General features: G+C 69.7%; 28 protein-coding genes. 14 read left to right on the forward strand and 14 right to left on the reverse strand.

The genetic code is table 11. The features are described from left to right. Window positions 1-13: 13 nt before the first annotated feature. Window positions 14-922 carry a TetR/AcrR family transcriptional regulator C-terminal domain-containing protein gene (locus tag EDD27_RS48390; protein WP_127939478.1) on the forward strand — a complete coding sequence of 303 codons (909 nt, stop codon included), beginning with the start codon at window positions 14-16 and terminating at the stop codon, window positions 920-922. An 8-nt stretch (window positions 923-930) separates the two neighbouring features. On the opposite strand, the gene EDD27_RS48395 is transcribed toward EDD27_RS48390, so the two are convergent. The 7 genes from EDD27_RS48395 to EDD27_RS48425 form a co-directional block, all read right to left on the reverse strand. Then, entirely contained in the window at window positions 931-1,530 is a 600-nt protein-coding gene (locus EDD27_RS48395) for a hypothetical protein (protein ID WP_127939479.1), read from the reverse strand. Between the two features lie 119 nt (window positions 1,531-1,649). Continuing rightward, window positions 1,650-2,384: an alanyl-tRNA editing protein gene (locus tag EDD27_RS48400; RefSeq protein WP_127939480.1), complete on the reverse strand. Its 735-nt coding sequence runs from the start codon at window positions 2,382-2,384 to the stop codon at window positions 1,650-1,652. Between the two features lie 16 nt (window positions 2,385-2,400). Continuing rightward, the gene (locus EDD27_RS48405; protein ID WP_127939481.1) at window positions 2,401-2,772 is read right to left on the reverse strand and encodes a DUF2516 family protein; all 372 of its coding nucleotides are present in this window, start codon (window positions 2,770-2,772) and stop codon (window positions 2,401-2,403) included. Between the two features lie 122 nt (window positions 2,773-2,894). Continuing rightward, a complete protein-coding gene (locus EDD27_RS48410) occupies window positions 2,895-3,323 on the reverse strand; it encodes a hypothetical protein (RefSeq protein WP_127939482.1) in 429 nt (142 codons plus the stop codon). A gap of 3 nt (window positions 3,324-3,326) precedes the next feature. Next, window positions 3,327-3,878 (reverse strand): helix-turn-helix domain-containing protein, encoded by a 552-nt coding sequence (locus EDD27_RS58190; protein WP_277750815.1) that lies wholly within the window; start codon window positions 3,876-3,878, stop codon window positions 3,327-3,329. A 4-nt stretch (window positions 3,879-3,882) separates the two neighbouring features. Further along, window positions 3,883-4,788 (reverse strand): M56 family metallopeptidase, encoded by a 906-nt coding sequence (locus EDD27_RS48420; RefSeq protein WP_127939484.1) that lies wholly within the window; start codon window positions 4,786-4,788, stop codon window positions 3,883-3,885. After that, entirely contained in the window at window positions 4,785-5,141 is a 357-nt protein-coding gene (locus EDD27_RS48425) for a BlaI/MecI/CopY family transcriptional regulator (protein WP_127939485.1), read from the reverse strand. Before EDD27_RS48425 ends, EDD27_RS48420 begins: the two co-directional genes overlap by 4 nt. A gap of 54 nt (window positions 5,142-5,195) precedes the next feature. Between EDD27_RS48425 and EDD27_RS48430 the strand changes: the two genes are divergently transcribed. Further along, window positions 5,196-5,699 carry an O-acetyl-ADP-ribose deacetylase gene (locus EDD27_RS48430; protein ID WP_127939486.1) on the forward strand — a complete coding sequence of 168 codons (504 nt, stop codon included), beginning with the start codon at window positions 5,196-5,198 and terminating at the stop codon, window positions 5,697-5,699. On the opposite strand, the gene EDD27_RS48435 is transcribed toward EDD27_RS48430, so the two are convergent. Beyond that, entirely contained in the window at window positions 5,696-6,490 is a 795-nt protein-coding gene (locus EDD27_RS48435; protein WP_127939487.1) for a class I SAM-dependent methyltransferase, read from the reverse strand. The genes EDD27_RS48430 and EDD27_RS48435 overlap by 4 nt on opposite strands. Beyond that, on the reverse strand, window positions 6,487-7,227 hold the full coding sequence (locus EDD27_RS48440; RefSeq protein WP_127939488.1) for an SDR family NAD(P)-dependent oxidoreductase: 741 nt from the start codon (window positions 7,225-7,227) through the stop codon (window positions 6,487-6,489). The genes EDD27_RS48435 and EDD27_RS48440 overlap by 4 nt, the downstream gene beginning before the upstream one ends. 195 nt (window positions 7,228-7,422) lie before the next feature. Here EDD27_RS48440 and mshA point away from each other — a divergent pair, with 195 nt between their 5' ends. The 4 genes from mshA to EDD27_RS48460 are packed head-to-tail and all read left to right on the forward strand — an operon-like array spanning window position 7,423 to window position 10,761. Further along, on the forward strand, window positions 7,423-8,661 hold the full coding sequence (gene mshA / locus EDD27_RS48445; RefSeq protein ID WP_127939489.1) for a D-inositol-3-phosphate glycosyltransferase: 1,239 nt from the start codon (window positions 7,423-7,425) through the stop codon (window positions 8,659-8,661). Between the two features lie 11 nt (window positions 8,662-8,672). After that, window positions 8,673-9,152, forward strand: a complete 480-nt coding sequence (locus EDD27_RS48450; protein WP_127939490.1) for a type III secretion system chaperone family protein — start codon at window positions 8,673-8,675, stop codon at window positions 9,150-9,152. Between the two features lie 23 nt (window positions 9,153-9,175). Beyond that, the gene (locus EDD27_RS48455) at window positions 9,176-9,919 is read left to right on the forward strand and encodes a phosphoglyceromutase (RefSeq protein WP_127939491.1); all 744 of its coding nucleotides are present in this window, start codon (window positions 9,176-9,178) and stop codon (window positions 9,917-9,919) included. Next, window positions 9,916-10,761: a carbon-nitrogen hydrolase family protein gene (locus tag EDD27_RS48460; protein WP_164904127.1), complete on the forward strand. Its 846-nt coding sequence runs from the start codon at window positions 9,916-9,918 to the stop codon at window positions 10,759-10,761. The genes EDD27_RS48455 and EDD27_RS48460 overlap by 4 nt, the downstream gene beginning before the upstream one ends. Here the strand turns inward: EDD27_RS48460 and EDD27_RS48465 are convergent. Both EDD27_RS48465 and phoU read right to left on the reverse strand, forming a co-directional pair. Beyond that, on the reverse strand, window positions 10,695-11,501 hold the full coding sequence (locus EDD27_RS48465; RefSeq protein WP_127939493.1) for an alpha/beta fold hydrolase: 807 nt from the start codon (window positions 11,499-11,501) through the stop codon (window positions 10,695-10,697). The genes EDD27_RS48460 and EDD27_RS48465 overlap by 67 nt on opposite strands. 103 nt (window positions 11,502-11,604) lie before the next feature. Then, window positions 11,605-12,249: a phosphate signaling complex protein PhoU gene (gene phoU / locus EDD27_RS48470; protein WP_127939494.1), complete on the reverse strand. Its 645-nt coding sequence runs from the start codon at window positions 12,247-12,249 to the stop codon at window positions 11,605-11,607. Window positions 12,250-12,373: 124 nt separating this feature from the next. On the opposite strand from phoU, the gene EDD27_RS48475 reads away from it, so the two are divergent. Further along, window positions 12,374-13,555 carry a sensor histidine kinase gene (locus tag EDD27_RS48475; RefSeq protein WP_127939495.1) on the forward strand — a complete coding sequence of 394 codons (1,182 nt, stop codon included), beginning with the start codon at window positions 12,374-12,376 and terminating at the stop codon, window positions 13,553-13,555. Further along, window positions 13,552-14,244, forward strand: a complete 693-nt coding sequence (locus EDD27_RS48480; RefSeq protein ID WP_127939496.1) for a response regulator transcription factor — start codon at window positions 13,552-13,554, stop codon at window positions 14,242-14,244. Before EDD27_RS48475 ends, EDD27_RS48480 begins: the two co-directional genes overlap by 4 nt. Window positions 14,245-14,301: 57 nt before the next feature. Here EDD27_RS48480 and EDD27_RS48485 read toward each other — a convergent pair whose 3' ends face one another. Continuing rightward, window positions 14,302-14,907, reverse strand: a complete 606-nt coding sequence (locus EDD27_RS48485; protein WP_241564643.1) for a copper chaperone PCu(A)C domain-containing protein — start codon at window positions 14,905-14,907, stop codon at window positions 14,302-14,304. A 213-nt stretch (window positions 14,908-15,120) separates the two neighbouring features. Between EDD27_RS48485 and EDD27_RS48490 the strand changes: the two genes are divergently transcribed. The 4 genes from EDD27_RS48490 (at window position 15,121) to EDD27_RS48505 (ending at window position 16,936) form a co-directional block, all read left to right on the forward strand. Next, window positions 15,121-15,603 carry a CarD family transcriptional regulator gene (locus EDD27_RS48490; RefSeq protein WP_020544658.1) on the forward strand — a complete coding sequence of 161 codons (483 nt, stop codon included), beginning with the start codon at window positions 15,121-15,123 and terminating at the stop codon, window positions 15,601-15,603. Between the two features lie 17 nt (window positions 15,604-15,620). Further along, entirely contained in the window at window positions 15,621-16,094 is a 474-nt protein-coding gene (gene ispF, locus EDD27_RS48495) for a 2-C-methyl-D-erythritol 2,4-cyclodiphosphate synthase (protein WP_127939497.1), read from the forward strand. Window positions 16,095-16,280: 186 nt separating this feature from the next. Further along, entirely contained in the window at window positions 16,281-16,568 is a 288-nt protein-coding gene (locus EDD27_RS48500; RefSeq protein WP_127939498.1) for a GlsB/YeaQ/YmgE family stress response membrane protein, read from the forward strand. A 140-nt stretch (window positions 16,569-16,708) separates the two neighbouring features. Further along, complete coding sequence (locus EDD27_RS48505; protein ID WP_421916954.1) at window positions 16,709-16,936, forward strand: GlsB/YeaQ/YmgE family stress response membrane protein; 228 nt, start codon at window positions 16,709-16,711, stop codon at window positions 16,934-16,936. 78 nt (window positions 16,937-17,014) lie between these two features. On the opposite strand, the gene EDD27_RS48510 is transcribed toward EDD27_RS48505, so the two are convergent. Continuing rightward, on the reverse strand, window positions 17,015-18,199 hold the full coding sequence (locus tag EDD27_RS48510) for a DUF2637 domain-containing protein (RefSeq protein WP_127939500.1): 1,185 nt from the start codon (window positions 18,197-18,199) through the stop codon (window positions 17,015-17,017). A 53-nt stretch (window positions 18,200-18,252) separates the two neighbouring features. Here EDD27_RS48510 and EDD27_RS48515 point away from each other — a divergent pair, with 53 nt between their 5' ends. Both EDD27_RS48515 and cysS read left to right on the forward strand, forming a co-directional pair. After that, window positions 18,253-18,639 carry a PPOX class F420-dependent oxidoreductase gene (locus tag EDD27_RS48515; RefSeq protein WP_127939501.1) on the forward strand — a complete coding sequence of 129 codons (387 nt, stop codon included), beginning with the start codon at window positions 18,253-18,255 and terminating at the stop codon, window positions 18,637-18,639. A gap of 43 nt (window positions 18,640-18,682) precedes the next feature. After that, window positions 18,683-20,074, forward strand: coding sequence for a cysteine--tRNA ligase (cysS, locus tag EDD27_RS48520; protein WP_127939502.1), 1,392 nt, complete (start codon window positions 18,683-18,685; stop codon window positions 20,072-20,074). Here cysS and EDD27_RS48525 read toward each other — a convergent pair. Beyond that, complete coding sequence (locus EDD27_RS48525; RefSeq protein ID WP_127939503.1) at window positions 20,071-20,967, reverse strand: LLM class flavin-dependent oxidoreductase; 897 nt, start codon at window positions 20,965-20,967, stop codon at window positions 20,071-20,073. The two genes, cysS and EDD27_RS48525, sit on opposite strands and share 4 nt — an antisense overlap. Window positions 20,968-21,074: the final 107 nt, after the last annotated feature.

The raw sequence follows: 21,074 nt of genomic DNA on the forward strand, positions 1-21,074 counted from the left end.
ACAGGAGGGTCTGATGAACACTCCGCCCTACGCGCGGATCGCAGGCGACATCAAACGGCGCATCGCCGACGGCAGGTTGCGTCCCGGGGACCGGGTGCCGTCCACCAGACAGCTCGCCAGGGACTGGGGGGTCGCGCTGGCCACCGCCACCAAGGCACTGGCGCTGCTGGCACAGGAGGGTGTCGTGGTGGCCGAGCCGCGGGTGGGGACGGTCGTGGCGGAGCAGGGCGGCGGGCGGGCGGCCCGGCGTCCGGAAATTTCTGGATCTGGCCGGATGCGGGAGCGCATCGTCCGGGCAGCCATCGAGATCGCCGACGCCGAAGGGCTCCCCGACGTGACCATGCGAGCGATCGCCGACCGGCTCGGCTTGGCGACCATGTCCCTCTACCGCCATATTGGCAGCAAGGACGACCTGGTCCTGCTCATGGTCGACGCGGCGGTCGAAGACTTCCCGCTGCCCGCCGAACGGCCGCCCGGCTGGCGGGCCGCGTTCGAGACGACCGCTCGCCTGCAGTGGGCCGCCTACCGGGCGCACCCTTGGATGGCCGGGGTCACCTCGTTGTACCGGCCGCTGCCCTCGGCCGGCCTGGCCAAGCACACGGAGTGGGTCATGGCGGCGCTGGCGGACACCGGCCTGGACGCCACGACCAAGATGGACCTGCAGATCCTGCTCTACAGCTACGTCCAAGGCATCGCCGCCAACCTCGAGATGGAGCGACGGGCGAGAGCCGCCACGGGGCTCACTGACGAGGAGTGGATGAGCGGGCAGGAGGACCGGCTACGGGCGATCAGCGAGTCAGACGGCTACACCGCCTTCGCCGCGTTCCTGGCCGACCTGGGCGACTTCGACCTCGACCTCGACCGCCTCTTCGAGTTCGGCCTCGGCCGGCTCCTCGACGGCTTCGAGAAGATGATCGGCTAGTCGCACGCTCAATCTTCCTCGACCCGCGGGACGCCGGCCGCACGCAGGACCGCGACGAACGCCGCGCCGCGGTCGAGGAGGCGGAGATGAAGCACTCCACCACCCTGCAGCTCGACGAACGCCATCGCGCCTGGGCGGAGGTGGTGAGGGCGCCTCACGACGATGGTGCGGATGTCTGCCAACGGCACGGAGAAGGCGTTCCGCCCCTTGAGGCGGCTCTTTTCGTCAGGCCGGAAGGTGAGCCGGCCCCGGTCGATCGCCAGCAGTGCCCGGTAGGACTGCCGACGCCATTGCTTGGCTCCGAAGCGTCGGTAGTCGCGGGGATCGAACGGCTGGAACGCGACCGCGAAGCCGGAAGGATCGCCGAAGGCGGCACGCAGACGGACGGCCAGGAGCTTCTGGGCAGGCGTGATGATCGAGAATACGATCACCCCCACGCCGAGGATTCCGATGGTGCCCAGCCAGCCCCATTCCAGACTCGCCTTGATCCCGGGGATGGCGACCCCGATCAACGCGACCAGCCCGCGCTTCCAGTCCACGCGCGCCGCTTGCCGCGCGGTCCCGCGAAGAAGGGGAACAGGGTGCGACTCAGCGATTTCGTCGGACACGCCAACCCCCGTTGCGCGGCGCTGCAGGAGCCAAGCGTAAATGCCGCGAACAGGGGCGCGGGAGCCCTGATCAGGTAATCCGCAATTCCAGTTGGGCGCCGGTCAGGGCGGGGACCCGTTCAGTCGGAGATCTGGATGCGCAGGCGGCGAAAACCCCGGCCCTTGCTCTCGATCTTGGCGACCTTGATCCGGCCGATCTGCTTCGTCGAGGCCACGTGGGTGCCGCCGTCCGCCTGGGTGTCGAGGCCCACGATGTCGACGACACGCACGTCCTGGACCGTCTCCGGCACCAGGTTCGTGGCGGTGCGGATGATGTCAGGGATGGCGAACGCCTCCGCACGCGGCAGCACCCTCACGTCGATGCGCCGGTCGGCGACGATCTCGGCGTTGCAGGCGTCCTCGACGGCCTCCTTGAAGCCAGGAGGCACCTCGGGCAGGTTGAAGTCCATCCGCGCGCTGAGCTCGTCCATGTTGCCGCCCGTGACCAGACAGCCGTAGTCCCTGAACACCACCCCGCACAACACGTGCAGGCCGGAGTGCGTACGCATGAGGGCCGAGCGGCGCTCGTCGGCGACCGCTCCCGTGACCACGGTGCCCACGGGCGGGATCGGGTCGCCCTCGGCCGGGATCAGGTAGAGATCATCGCCCTTGCGGGCCCCGACGATGCGGGTCTCCACGCCCTGCCAGATCAGCACGCCGTGGTCGGCCGGCTGGCCGCCGCCGCCCGGATAGAACGCCGACTTGTCGAGGACGATCCCCTCCGGGCTCGCCTCCAGCACGACGGCCTCGAAGTCCCTGAGGCTCTGATCCGCCAGTTCCAGCCGGTGGGTACGTCCGTGGAGGTCGTTGCTCATGCCGGAAGCCTAGCGACTACCAGGGGCCGTACGGCCCGCTGTTGCCCCGGCCCATGCCCTTGACGGCGGGCTTCACGTCCACGATGTAGACGGTGGCGGCGATGACGGCGAGGATCGAGAACAGGCCGAGGCCGATGCCGATGAACTTGGGGTTGCCCATGGCTAGGGCGCCCAGGAAGGCGTCGAAGTACATCCATGCCCCAGCGCCGGAGAACAGCGTCGCCAGTCCCAGGATGAGCAGCCACAGCTCCTTCTTCAGCTTGCCCGCCGAGATGAACGCGTTGGCCGGCACCCGCAGGGCGTGCACGATCGCGTAGACCGACATGCCGAAGATGATGGCGGCGAGCACCAGAAAGAGAAGGTTGAAGACACCGTTGATCAGATTCATGTTGTTGGCTCCGCCCAACGCCGCTATGAGACCGGCCACCAGCCTAATGGGCGCCCCGGCCGACCGGGCACCCCAAAGCGGAAAGGCCCGCCTCCCCAAGGGAGCCGGGCCTTTCCGTCACATCAGGCCTTCGTCGTACGGGTGGTGCGGGTCGAGCGGGTCTTCTTGACCGGCTCGACGGGCTCGGCGACGGGCGGCTCGGCGGCCTCCGACACCTCTTCCAGCTCCAGCGCGGCCTCGCCCGACGCCTTGCTGACGACCTTGCGGCCGCGCGTGGCGAAGTCCTCATAGACCTCGGTGGCCTTGTGGGTCAGCTGGTCGGCGTACTCGCGGGCCTTCTCCGGGAGCTCCCTGGCGAGACCCTCGGCCTTGTCGGCGTAGGCACGGGTGCGCTCGGGCAGGTCCCTGGCCAGCTCGTAGCGGCGGGACTGGAGCTTGCGCAGCTGCTCGGGCAGCTCGCGCAGCTTCTCCACGGCGAAGTCGCCGGCGCCCGCGACGGCGTAGAACGGCTTGGAGTCAGTGAGCTTCTTGACCTCGGTGGCGAGCGTCATGGGTTAACCTTCCTTGGTTTCCTGGGTGACGTTGCCGTTGCGTGAGGTCGCCGCATAGGGCTCAAGAGCGGCGAGAAACTCCTCGGGCAGCGGCTCCTCGTCGTCCGGTCCGGAGCCGTGCCGAGGGTGAGCGTTCTGGGAGGTTTGCTCATCCTCGGCGCGCTTCTCCTTGCGGAACGACTCATAAATGTCGATCAGCACCTGGCGTTGCCGCTCGGTGAGATGCGTGTCGGCCCTGATGGCAGTGGTCACGTCGCTCGGCGGTTCGCGGTCCTCGATGAGGCCCGCCTGCACGTAGAGCGCTTGCGCGGAGATCCGCAGACCCTTGGCGATCTGGTTGAGGATCTCGGCGCTCGGCTTGCGCAGCCCGCGCTCGATCTGGCTGAGGTACGGATTGGAGACCCCAGCTGCCTCGGCGAGCTGGCGCAGCGAGATCTTCGCCTGCTGCCGCTGCTCGCGGATGTATTCACCGATCGAGCCGACTTTCGGTAGTGCCATGCCTCTAGTCTGCATCGCGCTGCTTGCAATTGCAAACAGGATGATTAACAGGAGCAAGCAGTCAGAGCTGGATAACCCACAGGAAGGGGGCGGCGGTGACCAATGTCACAGACAGTGCGATGTACCCGTACCGCACGGACACGGCCAGCTCGGGACCCGGCTTGACCAGCCGGTCCACCCTCGCCATGACGTTGTGGGCGTGCAGGCCCAGCATGCCGTGCGGTGTCGGCATGGCCCCGGCCGTGCCGAACCTGAGCAGCGCCGTGGCCAGCCGGCGCGGCGAGCAGTAGCGGCGGGCGCGGTCGTCGGCGGCCATCTCGATGAGCAGCTCCACCTGCGCCTGAGCGTCGGCCACGACCTTCGACCAGGGCAACGCCCTGCGCAGCGCGGCGAACGGCAGCAGGACCAGGTCATGGCGCTCGCGTACGTGCGCGGCCTCGTGCGCCAGCACGGCCGCCAGCTCGTCCTGCGACAGCAGCTTGCGCGCGCCTTCGCTGACCACGACCTGCGAACGCAGTCCCGGTACGCAGTACGCCGCCGCGCTCGGGTGGTCGAGCACCCGCACCCCGGGCATGGCCGGGTCGTCGTGGGCGATCAGCGCGAGCAGCATGCGGTGCCGCCGCCGAGCCCGCAGCGCCTGCACCCCTGCCGTGAGCAGCACCACGACCAGCACGGCCAGCGCGGTGATCCCCGCGATCATGGCCAGCACGTGGAGCGCGTCCCAGGGTGCGCGAGGCGTCTCGCCGCGCGCGAACGCGATGAGCCCGGGCAGCACGCCAAGGCCGTAGGGCTGGACCGCGTACGCCAGCATGGCGCCGGTCGTGGCCAGGCCCCAGGCCACGCCCAGGGACTGCCAGAGAATGATGGCCAGCCGGGGCGCGCGTGAGGTCCACCGGGCCGTCGTGAAACGCCAGGAGCCGACCGCGCACGCCGTGGCGAGCGCTGCCAGCGCCGCTGCCGTGATCACTCTTCCTCCAGCTCCGTGAGGGCTCTGCGCAGGATCTCCGCCTCCGGTCCTGACACGGCCTGGGCGAAGCGAGTGAGGGCGGCCGATCGGTCGCCCGTCAAATCCAAGGCTTCCAGCATAAGCTCGGCGATGTACGCGTCACGGCTTTCCGCCGGCTGATATCTCCACGCACGGCCGTCGCGCGTCCGGTGCAGGAATCCCTTGCGGGTGAGGCGGTCGAGCACGGTCATGACCGTCGTGGGGGCAAGGTCACGGTCGGCTATGAGCCTGCCGACCTCGCGGGCGGTCAACGAGGTGTTCTCCGCCCAGAGGATGTCCATGATGCTGCGCTCGAGTTCGCCAAGACCCTTCACGCCCTTCAGGGTAGCTCTACAACCTGTCGAGCTGGCATCCGGGATGCTGGTGAGATGGAAATCACCCTGGTCCAGGGAGACATCACCGAGCAGCGGGTGGACGCCATCGTCAACGCGGCCAACTCCTCGCTCATGGGCGGCGGGGGCGTCGACGGCGCCATCCACCGCCGCGGCGGCCCGGAGATCCTGGAGGAATGCAGGAAGCTGCGGGCCGCCCGTTACGGCAAGGGCCTCCCGGCGGGCCAGGCCGTGGCGACGACGGCAGGGCGGCTCCCGGCCCGCTGGGTGATCCACACGGTCGGGCCTGTCCACTCCACGTCGGAGGACCGTTCGGAGTTGCTCGCCTCCTGCTACGTGGCGTCGCTCCGCGTCGCCGAGGAGCTCGGGGCCGGGTCGGTGGCCTTTCCCGCGATCTCGACCGGGATCTACGGCTGGCCCATGGACGACGCGGCACGCATCGCGCTGGACGCGGTGCGGCGGGCGGACACGTCGGTCGAGGACGTCAGGTTCGTGTTGTTCGATCGCACGGCGTACACCGCGTTCGAGTCGCGGCTCTAGTCTCGGGGGCTGACCGCCGGCCAGGGCAAGGTCACCTCGCCGAGCCGCCACCTGGCCGCGCCGCCCAGTGGTGGCCGCGTGGGAACCGGCCAGGTGCCCGCCAGAGCCTGTACGGCGGCCAGCCACCGCTGCCTCGCCCCGTGCACGCCGTACGGCGCGCTGACCGCCCACGCGTGGTCGAAGTCCCGCAGGAACGTATGGATGCGCTCACCCGGGACGTTCCGGTGGATGAGGGTCTTCGGCAGCCGGTCGGCCAGGTCGGAGGGCCGTTCGAAGGCGTCGAAGCGGGCCGAGAAGGTGATCGTCTCGGGCCCGCGGGACGACAGGCCCACCCAGACCGCCCGCCGGCCGTTCTCCGACGACGTCCCCTCGACCAGCACCCCGTACGGGGCCAGCCGGCCGCGCAGCACGTCCCAGTAGTGCCAGGCCTCCGCCTCGGCGTACTGGCGCAACACGTTGAACGCCCTGATCAGCACCGGCGGCCGGGACACGGGCAGCTCGAAGCCGCCGAGCCGGAAGCTCAGCCCCTCCCGCTCGTACGGCTTCGCCACCGCCACCCTGGCCGGGTCGATCTCGATCCCCACCACCTCGACCCCGGGGGAGACCCGGCGCAGCCGGGTGAAGAGCTCCAGCGTCGTGACATGCGAGGCCCCGTAGCCCAGGTCCACCACCAGCGGCCGATCGACCGCCCGCAGCCGCCGCCCGTGCACCGCCGCGATCCAGCGATCGCAGCGCCGCAGCCGGTTGTGCGCGGTCGTCCCCCTGGTGATGGCGCCGACGGGCTTGTTCACGTGACGCGGTGCACCCGGTGCTGCGCGGCCTGGGCGCGGGGGCGGATGATCAGGCGGTCGATGTTCACGTGGGCGGGCCTGGTGACGCACCACGCGATGGCGTCGGCCACGTCGTCCGAGCTCAGCGGGTCGGGCACGCCCTCGTACACGCGGGCCGCGGCCGCCTCGTCGCCGCGGAACCTGGTGACCGCGAACCCCTCGCTCTTCACCATGCCCGGCGCGATCTCGACGACCCGCACCGGCCGGCCGACCAGTTCCAGGCGCAGCGTCTCGGTCATCGACGTCTGGGCGTGCTTGGCCGCGCAGTAGCCGCCGCCGCCCTCGTACGACACCAGTCCCGCCGTCGAGGTCAGCATCACCAGCACACCGTCGCCCGACTCGATGAGCTTGGGCATGAGGGCCTGGGTCATGCGCAGCGAGCCGAGCACGTTGACGTCGTACATCTGCTGCCAGTCCTCGAGCCGCCCGTCCGCGACCGGCTCCAGCCCGAACGCGCCGCCGGCGTTGTTGACCAGCACGTCGCAGCGGTCGAGCGAGGCCGCGAGCGCGTCCACCGACTCCTGCGAGGTCACGTCGAGCGTCACCGCCCTGATCAGCGGCTCGTCGGCGGCCAGCTTGTCCAGCCGTTCGCGCCGCCGCGCGCCCGCCACCACCTCATAGCCCTCGGCGGCGAGCCGGCGTGCCGTCGCCTCGCCGATCCCGCTGCTCGCCCCGGTCACCACAGCCGTTCTCCGCATGCCCCTCATCCTGCCAGGCCTCGCCCCGCTGCCCGGGCGCCGCCCTCTCGTCCCCCCGCCGTGGCGACATTCCGCCCGCTCGTGCCGCGCTGCAGCAGCTTGTCGGGAATGTCGGAAAAAATTTGATGGTTGTAACGCTCTTGGAGGTGGTGTCGAGTGAGGCGACGACGGGTCGGACGGGTCGCGACCATCAGCATGCACACATCGCCCCTGGACCAGCCCGGAACGGGCGACGCCGGGGGCATGAACGTGTACATCGTCGAGTCCGCCAAGCTGCTGGCGCAGCTGGGCGTAGAGGTGGAGATCTTCACCCGGGCGACCGCCCGTGACCTGCCACCCGTGGCCGAGCTCGCCCCCGGCGTCCTCGTCAGGCATTTGACCGCGGGGCCGTACGAGGAGATGGACCGCGCCGACCTGCCCGGGCAACTGTGCGCGTTCTTGTCGGAGGTGCTGCGCACCGAGGCCATGTACGACCCGGGCCGCTACGACGTCATCCACTCCCACTACTGGCTGTCCGGCCAGGTCGGCTGGCTGGCCAAGGAACGCTGGGGCGTGCCGCTCGTGCACACCATGCACACCATGGCCAAGGTCAAGAACCTCCTGCTGGCCGACGGCGACAAGCCCGAGCCGCAGGCCCGCGTGGTCGGCGAGGAACAGGTCGTGGAGATCGCCGACCGCCTCGTGGCCAACACCGCCGACGAGGCCCACGAGCTCATCGACCTGTACGGCGCCGCCGAGGACCGCGTCGCCGTCGTCAACCCTGGCGTCAACCTCACCGTCTTCCGCCCGGGCTCGCAGGCCGCCGCCCGGGACCGGCTCGGCCTGCCGCTGGGCGCGCACGTGCTGCTGTTCGTGGGGCGTATCCAGCCGCTCAAAGCTCCTGACGTGCTGCTGCGCGCCGCCTCCAGAATGATCATCGAGGAGCCGTCGCTGCGCGAGCGCCTGGTGATCGCCTGCGTCGGCGGCCCGTCCGGCAACGGACTGGCCAGGCCGTCCATGCTCACCGAGCTGGCCGCCGAGCTGGGCATCTCCGACGTCGTACGCCTCGTGCCCCCGGCCGCTCAGCACGAGCTGGCCGACTGGTACCGGGCCGCCTCCGTCACCGTCGTGCCCTCCTACAGCGAGTCGTTCGGCCTCGTCGCCCTGGAGTCCCAGGCCTGCGGCACGCCCGTGGCCGCGGCCGCCGTCGGCGGCCTGCGTACCGCCGTCAGGGACGGTGTCTCGGGCCTGCTCGTGGACGGTCACGACCCCGCCGAATGGGCCCAGGCGCTCCGCGGCTTCATCACCGCGCCGCACTGGCGCGACCATCTCTCGCGTGGCGCCCGCACCCACGCGGCCGCCTTCGGCTGGCAGGCCACCGCGTCGCGGCTGATGGAGGTGTACGCGGCCGCCATCGCGAACCTGCACAAGACGCCCGTGGCCGTCAATCTGTAGCGTGCACTTCTATGCGCGATGTCGTCGAAGCCGCGCTCAAGGCCGCGGACGTCTCTTATGACGAGCCGCGGCCGGGGGCGTTCCTCGCCAAGCTCCCCGGCCAGCACAAGCTCGCCACCATGACCTGGCTGATCGTGGGGGAGCGGGTGCTCCACGTCGAGGCGTTCTTCTGCCGCCAGCCCGATGAGAACCACACCGAGTTCTACCGCTGGCTGCTGGAGAAGAACGGCTCCATGTACGGGGTGCACTTCTCGCTCGACCCCGTCGGGGACGTCTACCTCGTGGGCCGGGTGCCGCTGTCCGCCGTCACCGAGGAGGAGGTGGACCGGCTGCTCGGCTGCGTGCTGACGTACTCCGACGACTGGTTCGACCGGGCGCTGGAGCTGGGCTTCGCCTCCTCGATCAGGCGGGAGTGGGCCTGGCGGGCCAAACGGGGCGAGTCGCTGGCCAACCTCCAGGCGTTCGCCCGCTTCGCCGACCCCGACCGCTGAGCCGTATCCGTAGGATTGGGCCCATGGCGACTTTGGTGCTGCTACGGCACGGTGAGAGTGACTGGAACGCCAAGGGGCTGTTCACCGGTTGGGTGGACGTGAGCCTCTCGGCGAAGGGCGAGGACGAGGCCCGCCGCGGAGGCAAGCTCCTCTTGGAAGCCGGGCAGCGCCCGGACGTCGTCCACACCAGCCTCCTGACCCGGGCCATCCAGACGGCCCAGCTGGCGTTGGCGGAGGCCGACATGCCCTGGCTGCCGGTCACCCGCAGCTGGCGGCTCAACGAGCGCCACTACGGGGCTCTGCAGGGCAAGAACAAGGCGCAGACCCGGGAGGAGTTCGGGGAGGAGCAGTTCATGCTCTGGCGCCGCTCGTACGACGTGCCGCCGCCCCCGATCGCCGACGACGACGAATACTCCCAGGCCGGTGACCCGCGCTACGCCCTCCTGCCGCCGGAGCTCATGCCGCGGACGGAGTGCTTGAAGGACGTGGTCGACCGCATGCTGCCGTACTGGTACGACTCGATCGTTCCGGACCTGGCGGCCGGGCGGACCGTCCTGGTGGCGGCGCACGGCAACTCGCTGCGGGCCCTGGTGAAGCACCTGGACGACATCAGCGACGAGGACATCGCGGGACTCAACATCCCGACCGGGATCCCCCTGGTCTATGAGCTCGACGCCGAGTTCCGGCCGCTGCGGCGCGGCGGCGAATACCTGGACCCGGAGGCCGCCAAGGCCGCCATCGAGGCCGTGGCCAACCAGGGCCGTTGAAGGTAGCGGCACTCCAGGCCGACCTGTCCTGCCACGCGGCCGGGGGCCTCGGAGCCGCTCTGGACCGGTGCGCGCGGGAGGGCGTCGACCTGCTCGTCCTCCCGGAGTGCTATTTCGGCGGCATGCCCCGCGACCGGGCCGCGGCCGCGACCGTCGCCACGTCGGCGGAGGAGCTGATCCCGGCGTTCGGGGCGGCTCCTCCGGCCCTGACCGTCGTCGCCGGCTTCACCGAGCGCGCCGGCGACGGCCGGCTGCACAGCTCGGCGGCGGTGATCCGCGACGGCCGTCTCCTCGGCGTCTCCCGCAAGCTGTTCCCCCGTGAAGCGGCCTTCGACCCGGGCGCGGATCTGCCGCTCCATCACCACGCCGACACCGCCTTCGGCGTGGTGATCTGCTACGACTGCAACTTCATCGAGCCGTCCCGCCTCCTGGCGCTGGCGGGCGCGCGCATCCTGGTGTGCCCGCTCAACAACGATCTGCCTGCGGACGTCACGCGCCGCTGGCGGGCCAGGTCGTGCGCGACTCTCATCGCCCGAGCGGTGGAGAACGACTGCTGGGTGATCGCGGCCGATGTCGCAGGAACGGCGGGGGAGCACGAGGGCATGGGCGCGACCCGGATCGTCGCCCCGGACGGGCGGATCGTCGGCGAGGCGCCCGCCACCGAGCCGGCCCTGCTCGTGGCCGCCATCGATCCGACGGGCCCGTCACTTCTGGCGCGCTGGGACGTGGCCCAGAACCCCGCGCTCTACAGCAGATGGTCGAGCAGCGTCACGGATCAGCCCGCCAGCACCTTCCGCAGCACGTCCGCGCACTCCACCGGCCGTGCCAGGAACCCGCCGTGATCGCCGGGGAACTCCACGGGCGGCGTGCCGAGCAGCTCGGCCAGCGCGACCGACGTCCGGTACGTGACCAGATTGCCGGACTCGACCCCGATGCCGACCACGACGCGGGCCGGCCCGGCCGTCAAGGCGGCGGCGTCCGGCACGTACCGAGTGGTGCCGCGTAGCTCGTGCAGGAAGAAGTGGGCGCTGTTGGCCAGGTCCTGCGGCGTCGGCTCCTGCGGCGCGCCGGGCGCGCCCTCGGCCTCCAGGTCGAAGCCCGCGGTGATCATGAACTTCACCCAGGCGGCCCCCACGCCCTCCCGCTGGTAGGTCGCGATGATGTCCTCCACCCCGGCCCGCCGCTCGGCGGCGTCCGGCAGCAGCTCCAGGACCGGAGGCTCGTGCGCGACCAGCGTGCGCACCCGCCGCGGATGCCGCTCGACCAGCGCCAGCCCGGTCACCGCGCCGCCGCTGCTGCCGAACACGTCGGCGGTCTCGACCCCGAGCGCGTCCATGATCGCGGCGACGTCGTCGGCCCGCAGCTCGGGCGTGGAATCCTGCTCGGGATCGTCGAGCCTGCTGCCGGAGACGCCGCGCGGGTCGAGGGTGACCACGGTGTGGTCGCCCGCGAGCGCGTCGGCGAACGGCGCGAACGCCGCGGCGTCCATCGGCGATCCGATGACGAAGAGCAGCGGGCCCGTGCCGCGTACCTCGTAGTACAGGTGCGCGCCGGGCACGTCGAGAGTGTGGCTGGTGGCCATGCCGGTCGTCCTTCCTTTTCGGGGGCGTGTCGAAGGTAGGACTCCCGGCGGCGGCGGAAATCGTCGCGGCTTTCCGAAAAGGTTGGCGAAAGGTTCGCGGAAATCAGGTCGGCCGGGTGCCGGTCACCAGGTAGACGACGTCCTGCGCGACCCGGACGGCGTGGTCGGCGTAACGCTCGTAGTATCGCCCGATCAGCGTGATGTCGATGGCCGGCTCCACGCCGTGCTGCCAGTCCTTCGCCAGCAGCAGCCGGAACAACCGGCTGTGCAGCCGGTCCATCGCGTCGTCGTCCTTCGGCAGCTCCAGCGCCGACTCGACGTCGCGCGTGGCCACGCAGCTGCCGGCCTTGGTGACGATGTTCTCCGCGATCTGGCCCATCTCCAGGATCGTGGAGCGCATCTCCAGCGGGATCGCCGAGTCGGGGTGGCGCAGCCGGGCCACCTTGGCGACGTGCACGGCCAGATCGCCCATGCGCTCGAGGTCGGTGCCCATGCGCAGCGCCGTGATCATCGTGCGCAGGTCGATCGCGACCGGCTGCTGCCTGGCCATCAGGTCGAAGATCGTCGACTCGACCTCCGCGAACAGCGCGTTCACCTCGTCGTCACGGGAGATGACGTTCTCGGCGAGCGCCAGGTCGGGGTCGAGGAGGGCCGTGGTGGCACGGGAGATGGCCGACCGGACCAGCCTGGTCATCTCGACCAGCTTGTCCGTGAGCCCGTCGAGTTCTTCGTGGTAGGCGTCGCGCATGTGGCCACCGTATGTGTCGCCCGATGAACGAACCCCTACACCTAAATGAACTTTCCAGGAAAGGGTCGTTCATCCCCTGATGAGGGGGTCTGTCCCTGGGGAAAGGCCGCCTACCATCGGAGACATGAGTGAGTTGGCCATGAGCTTCGCGGCCCTGGCCGGGTTCGTCGTGGGCGCCCTGGCCGTCCTGTTCTACCGAAACCAGATCGAGGCCCCTCGCCGTACCGTCGAGACCGACGGCGTGGAGAGCGGCGCGGCGCTGCCGCAGGGCGTCGCCTCCGTGCTCGCGGTGCTCCCCTCGTCCGCCGTGGTGCTCGACGCGCACGACCGCGTGCTGCGCGCCAGCTCGGCGGCGCGGGCCTTCGGCCTGGTCAAGGGCGACCGGCTGATGGCCGCCGAGCTCCTCGCGCTGGCCCGCCAGGTGCGCCGCGACGGCGAGATCCGCGAGAGCGAGATCGACGTCGCCGGGCACAAGTTCGGCCAGGAAACCACCAACTTCGCGGTACGCGTCGCGCCACTGGGCACCTACGGCCAGGTCCTGGTGCTCGCCGAGGACCAGACCGAGCGGCGCAGGGTCGAGGCGGTGCGCCGTGACTTCGTCGCCAACGTCAGCCACGAGCTGAAGACCCCGGTCGGCGCGCTGAGCCTGCTGGCCGAGACCATCCAGGACGCCGCTGACGACCCCGAGGCTGTCACCCGCTTCGCCGGCCGCATGCAACACGAGGCGGCTCGGCTCAACTACCTCGTCCAGGACCTGATAACGCTCAGCAGGATCCAGGGCGCCGAGCCCATCCCCACCCCCGGCCAGGTGTCGATCGACGAGGCCATTCACGACGCCATCGACCACTGCAACACCAAGGCGGTGGCCAAGGACATCGCGCTGGTCTCCGGCGGCACCGAGGGCCTGCGCATCTGGGGCGACGACGAGCTGCTCGTCACCGCGCTGCGCAACCTCATCGACAACGCGGTCGCCTACAGCCCCGAGCACACGAGGGTCGTGGTCAGCGTCCGCCCCGCGAACGACTTCGTGGAGATCAGCGTCAGCGATCAAGGCATCGGCATCCCCGAGGAGGCGCTGGAGCGCATCTTCGAGCGCTTCTTCCGCGTCGACGCGGCCAGATCCCGGGCCACCGGCGGCACGGGGCTCGGTCTCGCTATCGTCAAGCACGTCGCCGCGGCCCACGCCGGCGAGGTGTCCGTATGGAGCAAGGAAGGGTCCGGCTCCACCTTCACGCTCCGCCTGCCCGCCTTCGGCGGGACGGCGGTGGCCGTACCACCCTCGATTCCCCTGGAGACTGCTAAATGACCCGAGTACTGGTCGTCGAGGATGAGGAGTCCTTCTCCGACGCCCTGTCCTACATGCTGCGCAAGGAGGGCTTCGAGGTGTCGGTCGCGGCGACCGGACCCGAGGCGCTCGACACGTTCGACCGCAACGGAGCGGATCTGGTGCTGCTCGACCTGATGCTGCCAGGTTTGCCCGGTACGGAGGTGTGCCGTTCCCTCCGGCAGCGCTCCAAGGTGCCCGTCATCATGCTGACGGCCAAGGACAGCGAGATCGACAAGGTCGTCGGCCTCGAGCTGGGGGCCGACGACTACGTCACCAAGCCGTTCTCCTCGCGGGAGCTGGTCGCCCGCATCCGCGCGGTGCTCCGCCGCCAGGGCGACGTGCCGGAGGAGCTGGAGACCGCGGTGCTGGCCGTCGGCCCCGTGCGCATGGACGTCGACCGGCACGTCGTGGCCGTGCGCGGGGAGCAGGTGCAGCTGCCGCTGAAGGAGTTCGAGCTGCTGGAGGTCCTGCTGCGCAACGCGGGCCGGGTGCTCACGCGCGGTCAGCTCATCGACCGCGTCTGGGGCGCCGACTACGTGGGCGACACCAAGACGCTGGACGTCCACGTCAAGCGGCTGCGCGCGAAGATCGAGTCCGACCCGTCCAACCCGCGCTGCATCCTGACGGTGCGCGGCCTGGGCTACAAGTTCGACGCGGTGGAGGAATAACAAAACCCTTGTTCCGGTGCGCGTTTGCCGTACCGGGACAAGGGTTTTGTCATGCTTTTAGTGTGACTCCTCCGCGTGCGCGGACGGCGTCGGAGTGGGCGTCGGGGCCGGCGTGGCGCCAGGGGCCGGGGGGTAGGCCGCGAATTCGCGGCTGCGCGTGACCACAGGCACGTTCATGGACACTGTCCCGGCGTTGGCGAACTGGAGGTCCAGCCTGATGGTCTCGCCGCCCCTGAGACTCTTAGGGATCGCTTCGAGCATGAGCTGCGGGCTCGGCTTGCCGGTGTTCACGAGCTGGTTGCTCGGCAGCTGGATCGGGGCCGTGACCTTCACCGTGCCCATGCTCCCCGCGGAGACGGCCTGCAGGGTGTCGGGCGCGCCGGCCGTGTTGAGGATGTTCAGGTAGATCGGGGCCGAGCCGCGCCACGGAAGCTGGGCGCCGGCGTCCGGGCCGAGGATGAACGCCTGCGGGATCTGAATGCCGCGAGAGCCGTAAGCGCCCTTCTCGATCAAGGCCTGGCCCTCGACGGGGGCATAGGGCATGTTGGTGGTGGCGTCGAATCCAGCCCCGCAGCCGGCGAGTACGGGGGCTGCCAAGAACGCGGCGGCTACGGCAATCCAGCGTCGGCTGGTCACGGGCGGGTTCTCCTTGGTCTTGCGCATGCGTGTAGGGCAGCGCCCACCATATCCGCCCCAATCCATGGTCATATCAACACCCCCGCAGGTCATTCGCTATGTCCGGAATGGAGTTTCATAGAGTTGACCGTTTGTCAAGCCCTAATATGCGGCCTTGACCTGCAGTTATGGGGTTTTCACTGTTCCGGGAGCCTGTGGATGCGTGGTACGCTGGAGTACAGCGGAAGGGGTACTTGTCACATGACTTTCCAGGTCGGCGACACTGTCGTCTACCCCCACCATGGGGCTGCTCGGATCGAAGCAATCACGACGCGATCCATCAAGGGTGAGGAAAAGACCTACCTGGTGCTCAAGGTCGACAAGGGCGACCTTACCGTCCAGGTGCCAGCTGAAAACGCAGAACTCGTCGGTGTGCGCGATGTTGTCGGTCAGGAAGGCCTTGAGAGGGTTTTCGACGTCCTTCGGATGCCGCACACGGAAGAGCCGACCAACTGGTCTCGTCGCTACAAGGCCAATCTGGAAAAGCTCGCCTCCGGCGATGTGAACAAGGTCGCCGAGGTGGTTCGGGACCTGTGGCGGAGGGACCGCGAACGTGGTCTTTCCGCAGGCGAGAAGCGTATGCTCGCCAAGGCACGGCAGATCCTGGTCAGTGAGTTGGCCCTGGCCGAGAAGACCAATGAGGACAAGGCTGAGGCCCTGCTCGACGAGGTCCTCAACTCCTGAGCGCGAATCTTCCACGGGTGGGCGTCGGAGTCGACGTCCACCCGTTCAGTTCAAGCGCTTCGGGACGAGAGCTCAACCTCGCCGGCCTGCATTGGCCGGGTGAGATCGGGCTGGACGGCCACTCCGACGGCGATGCAGCCGCGCACGCCGCGTGCGATGCGCTGCTGTCCGCCGCCGGGCTGGGCGACCTCGGCCTGCTGTTCGGCACCGCCGACCCGCGCTGGGCCGGCGCCTCGGGCGCTGCGCTGCTCGAGGAGACCGCCCGCCAGGTTCGTGCCGCGGGCTATGAGATCGGCAATGTGGCCATCCAAGTGATCGGCAACCGGCCCAGGCTGGCGCCGCGCCGTGCGGAGGCCGAGAAGGCGCTCGGCGCCGCCGTGGGAGCGCCGGTGAGCGTCTCCGCCACCACCACCGACGGGCTCGGCCTGACGGGGCGTGGAGAGGGCATCGCGGCCATCGCGACCGCGTTGGTAGTCAACCTTCCCGCGTAGCCGGGCGTCTTCATGGTGGGATACGTGAGGGTGTCCTGGCGGGTCGTCGCCTAGCCCGCCTCATGCGAAGGCGGCGGTTCGTCACTGGCGCGGTACGGACCGCCGCCTTCCTCTTTGGGTTGTTTGTCCAGTTCGGGGGGTAGGTCTCCCCCCAGACCATGTGAACGTCTTCGGGGGGAGCAACACATGATCGGCGCGATTGTCTCCGCTCTCGTCATCGGCGCCATCGTCGGTGCGCTGGCCAGGCTGATAGTGCCCGGCAAGCAGAGCATGTCCATCGGCCTGACCCTGATCGTCGGTATCGTGGCCGCGCTGATCGGGACACTGATAGCGCACGCGTTCGGCTGGGCCGACACGCGTGGTATCGACTGGATCGAGCACATACTCCAGCTCGCGCTGGCGGTCGTGGGTGTGCTCCTCGTGACCCGAATGGGCATGGGGCGCACCGGAAAAACCCGTGGGACACCCACCTGACCTGCTCGTACACCAAGACCGCGCATAATCGCCGTAGATCGGGTAGCGAGCATCCCCGTGGGAGTGAACCGCTCACTCTCACGGGGAGGTTTCATGTCATGACAATCCAATCCATCCTTGGCGCCATTGTGATTGGCGCCGTGATTGGCGCAATCGGTCGCCTGTTGCTTCCCGGCAGGCAGGCCATCGGGTGGATCCTCACCATCGTCGTCGGCATCGTGGCCGCCCTCCTGGGCACGCTGCTCGCGCAGGTGCTCGGCGTGCAGACGACGCCGGGCATCGACTGGATCGAGCTGGTGATGCAGGTGGTGCTGGCAATTGTCGGCGTCGGCCTGGTCGCGGGGCTCCGGCGGGGGACCAGCGTCTAGACGGAGATACATCGGCCCGCCCGGAAGCACGGCTTCCGGGCGGGCCTTCTACGCCTTCTACGGTTGGGCCTCTCAGCGTCAGTCTTCTGGTGGGCGAGGGCTGCTGCGTAGGCGGCCCGAAGGCGCCGGGGTGTCGTCGTGGACCGCCGGGTGCGGCGTGGTGTCCTCTGAACCCTCCTCGCGCTGCTCCGCGACGTCGACGTCGGCTTGATGATCGTCGGCTTGGTCTGCCGTCGTCCGCGGCTCGCCGTCGTCGGCGACCTCTGGGCCGTGCAACGGGTCGGGGACTCCCTCATCCTCCTCGAAGACCGGATGCGGCTGGGTGTCGGCGTCCCTGTCGTCGCTGTCGTCTCTCACGTCCGGGCGCGGGTGGACCAGGACGTCGGTCGGCTTGACCCGGTCACCCCAGCGGACAGGGCGGGTCTCGGGCTCTGGCGCGAGCTCCTCGCCATCCTCATGAACGGGCTCAGCGGCTGCCCAGGCGTGCTCCTGCTCCTGAACGGGCTTTTGAGCGTGGTCCTGGGCGCGCTCGTGAGCCTGTTCCTCGGCGGGCTCGTGTGTTGGCTCCTGGGCGGGCTCGTGTGTCAGCTCCTTGGCCGGCCATTCGGTCACCCGCGCCGAGACCGGCAACTGCTCCTCAGCGGAGGCCAAGGGGCGATCCTGCGCCGGCACCGGCGGCGTCTCGGGTGCGGCGGTGGGGCCGACCAGCGGCGTGGGCTCCATCACGGGCGCAGGCGCCTCGGGGACCAGCGGAGGCGGCGTCTCGGCGGGCCGGCCACGGTGGAAGGGCACGATGTCCGGTTCCCTCGTGCCGTCGTCCCCCTCATCGTCCCTGGAGGCCCGGCGTCCCTGCACGTTCTTGATCATCAGCAGCCACAACCACAGGGCCACGGCCAGCATGATCCAGGGCGCCAGGGCCACGCCTATGGCCGTCTGCCGTACGTCGAAAACGAACCGCACCGCCGTGGCGACGTTCGCCGCCGCCGCGGCCACGATGAGCAGGACCAGCACGATCGCCGCCTGCACCCGCGCCAGCAGCCCGGCCGAGCGCAGCAGCAACAGGCCGATCAGCGCGACCACGAGAAGCGCGTCGAACGCGGCCGGATAGAGGAAGGCGAGGTCCGGCCTGGCCTCGCCGGTGACGGCGAGGTCACGAAGGTCGTCGAAGGAGAGCACGCAGGCGGCGCCGGTGAGGGCGGCGACCGCGAGCCCGGCCAGGGCGATGCCCAGGCGACGGAGCGTAGAGGGGGGAGTCACGTCCATGGCGCTTTCGAGCCTACAGAAGAATGGGGATCAAGACCGATCAAGGGAGAGACATGCCCCAGCTGCCGGAAGAAGCACGCAAACTCCTGGACGCGCCGAACTTCGCGACGGTGACGAGCATCAACCCCGACGGCGGGCCGCAGTCGACGGTCGTGTGGGTGCGTACGGACGGCGACGACGTGATCTTCTCGACCGCCAAGGGGCGGAGGAAGCCGCTCAACTTCGAGCGCGATCCCCGGGCGAGCCTGCTGGTCATCGACCCGGATGACCCGTACCGGTATGTGGAGGTTCGTGGGCGCGTGACCATGACGCCTGACCCCACGGGCGCGCTCATCGAAGAGCTCTCGCAGAAGTATCGGGGCCAGTCGTGGGAGGACAAGCCGGGCGTTGAACGGCTGATTGTCCGGATCCGGCCGGACAGGGTCACGTTGCGGGGCTGATTTATCGACGTGATAACGCCGCCAAGGCATTAGCCTTGCGTTCGTGAGCCTGCACATCTACGACACCAGCACGCGCGCCATCCGTGAATTCGTTCCGGTCGAAGCCGGCCGGGCGTCGATTTACCTGTGTGGAGCGACCGTGCAGGCTCCTCCGCACATCGGGCACATCCGCTCAGGTGTGAACTTCGACGTGCTGCGGCGCTGGCTGGCGCGTTCCGGCTATGACGTGACGTTCTGCCGCAACGTCACGGACATCGATGACAAGATCATCAGGGTCGCGGCCGAGGAGAGCGTTCCCTGGTTCGTGGTGGCCGAGCGCAACCAGCGGGCCTTCACATGGGCCTACGACACGCTGGGCTGCCTGCCGCCGACGGTCGAGCCGCGGGCCACGGGACACGTACCCGAGATGATCACGCTGATGCAGCGGCTGATCGACCTCGGCCACGCCTACGCCTCAGGCGGCGACGTCTACTTCAACGTGCAGTCCTACGCCGACCGCTACGGCTCTCTCTCCAACCAGAAGGTGGAGAACATGCGGGCCGCGGCCGACACCGACGACGAGTCGTGCAAGCGCGACCCGCGCGACTTCGCCCTGTGGAAGGGCGAGAAGCCGGGCGAGCCGACCTGGCCGACGCCCTGGGGCCCTGGGCGTCCGGGCTGGCACCTGGAGTGCTCGGCCATGGCGACGAAATACCTCGGGCCGACGTTCGACATTCACGGGGGCGGGATCGACCTGATCTTCCCGCACCACGAAAACGAGATCGCCCAGTCCCAGGCGGCCGGTGACGGGTTCGCCCGCTACTGGATGCACAACGGCATGCTCAAGATCGGCGCCGAGAAGATGAGCAAGTCGCTCGGCAACTCGCTGCTGATCCCTGAGATGGTGCAGAAGGTGCGGCCGGTGGAGCTGCGCTACTACCTGGCGGCGCCGCATTACCGCTCCTCGATCGAATACTCGGAGGAGGCGCTGCAGGAGGCGGCGGCCGCCTACCAGCGCATCGAGGGGTTCGTGACCCGCGCCGCCGAGGTGATCCACGACGTGGACGCCGACGCTCCGCTGCCGCAGGCGTTCGTGGACGCGCTCAACGACGACCTGGGCACGCCTCAGGCGCTGGCGGTCGTGCACGAGGTGGTGCGCGAGGGCAACGTGGCGCTGTCGCGGGGCGACAAGGAGGCTGTGGCGCGGCTGCTGGCCGAGACGCAGAACATGCTGGACGTCCTCGGCCTCGACCCGCGTTCACCGCAGTGGCGGGGCGCCGGTTCGGACCTGGCTCCCGTGGTGGACGCGCTGGTGGCGGTGGCGCTGGAGCAGCGGAAGGCGGCCCGGGCGCGCAAGGACTACGCGGCGGCGGACGCGATCAGGGACCAGCTGGCGGCGGCGGGCATCACGGTGGAGGACACGCCGCACGGGCCCCGCTGGGAGCTCTCCCACTAGCCCTGCTGCCCCACTGCGAGGGCTCTCGCTTCGGCGAGCAGCTCCGCTTGCCGCGGCCAGTCGCCGCCGTCGAGGCCGAGTCCGACCGCGTCGGCTCCGGCGGCGGCGTACGCGGCCAGGCGCTCGGCCACCTGCGCCGGGCTGCCGGTCACCGGGACGCTCGCCGCCTCCTCGGGCGACATCCGGTGCACGTCGACCAGGGAACGCACGAAGGACTCCACAGCGGCCGCGGTGTCACCCGCGAGGAAGGCGTGACCGCCCACGGAGATCGCGGGCACGGGCCGCCCGAGCTCGTGGGCGATCTCACGCAACCGCGCCGCTTTCCCCGCCAGGTCCTCCGGGCTGATGAGGGAGGGGGTCCACCCGTCCCCATACGCCACGGCGCGGCGCATCGCGGCCTCGGAGTTCCCGCCGATCAGGATGGGCGGGACCGGGGCAGCCGGGGCCAGGACCACCTTCTCGCCGGGAATCATCTCGGCCGGTTCTCCCCGGATGAGGCGCGGCAGGAGCTCCAGCGCGGCGTCGGCGCGGCGGCCCCGCTCTCCCCGCGGTGCTCCGCCGGCCGCGCGCCAGAACGGCGACCCCGGAAAGCCGCCGAGGCCGACTCCGAGCACGACACGGCCGCCGGACAAATGCTGGAGTGTCTGGATCTGTGCGGCGAGCCAGGCGGCGGGGCGGAGTGGCAGAGACAACACACCGAATTCCAGTTTGATCGTGCTGGTAACGGCTGCGACGGCAGCCAGGACGAGGGTGGGGTCGAATCCTGGCGTACCGTCGCCGATGAGCAGATCCGGCATCCCGACGGCGTCGTACCCGAGGGCTTCCAGGTGGCAAGCCATGGCGATGGCGGGAAGGCCGGAGTCGTCGGCAGGCAGGCTCGTGATGATCTGCATCGTCATCCTTGTGTGTGGCGGGCGGAACCGGATGACACGACGCTAAAACCTCAACCGGGATCGAGGTCAATTCCGCCTGGGGCCTTCGGCCGACAACATGCCAGAGA

The organism is Nonomuraea polychroma (genome assembly GCF_004011505.1).
GTDB lineage: Bacteria > Actinomycetota > Actinomycetes > Streptosporangiales > Streptosporangiaceae > Nonomuraea > Nonomuraea polychroma.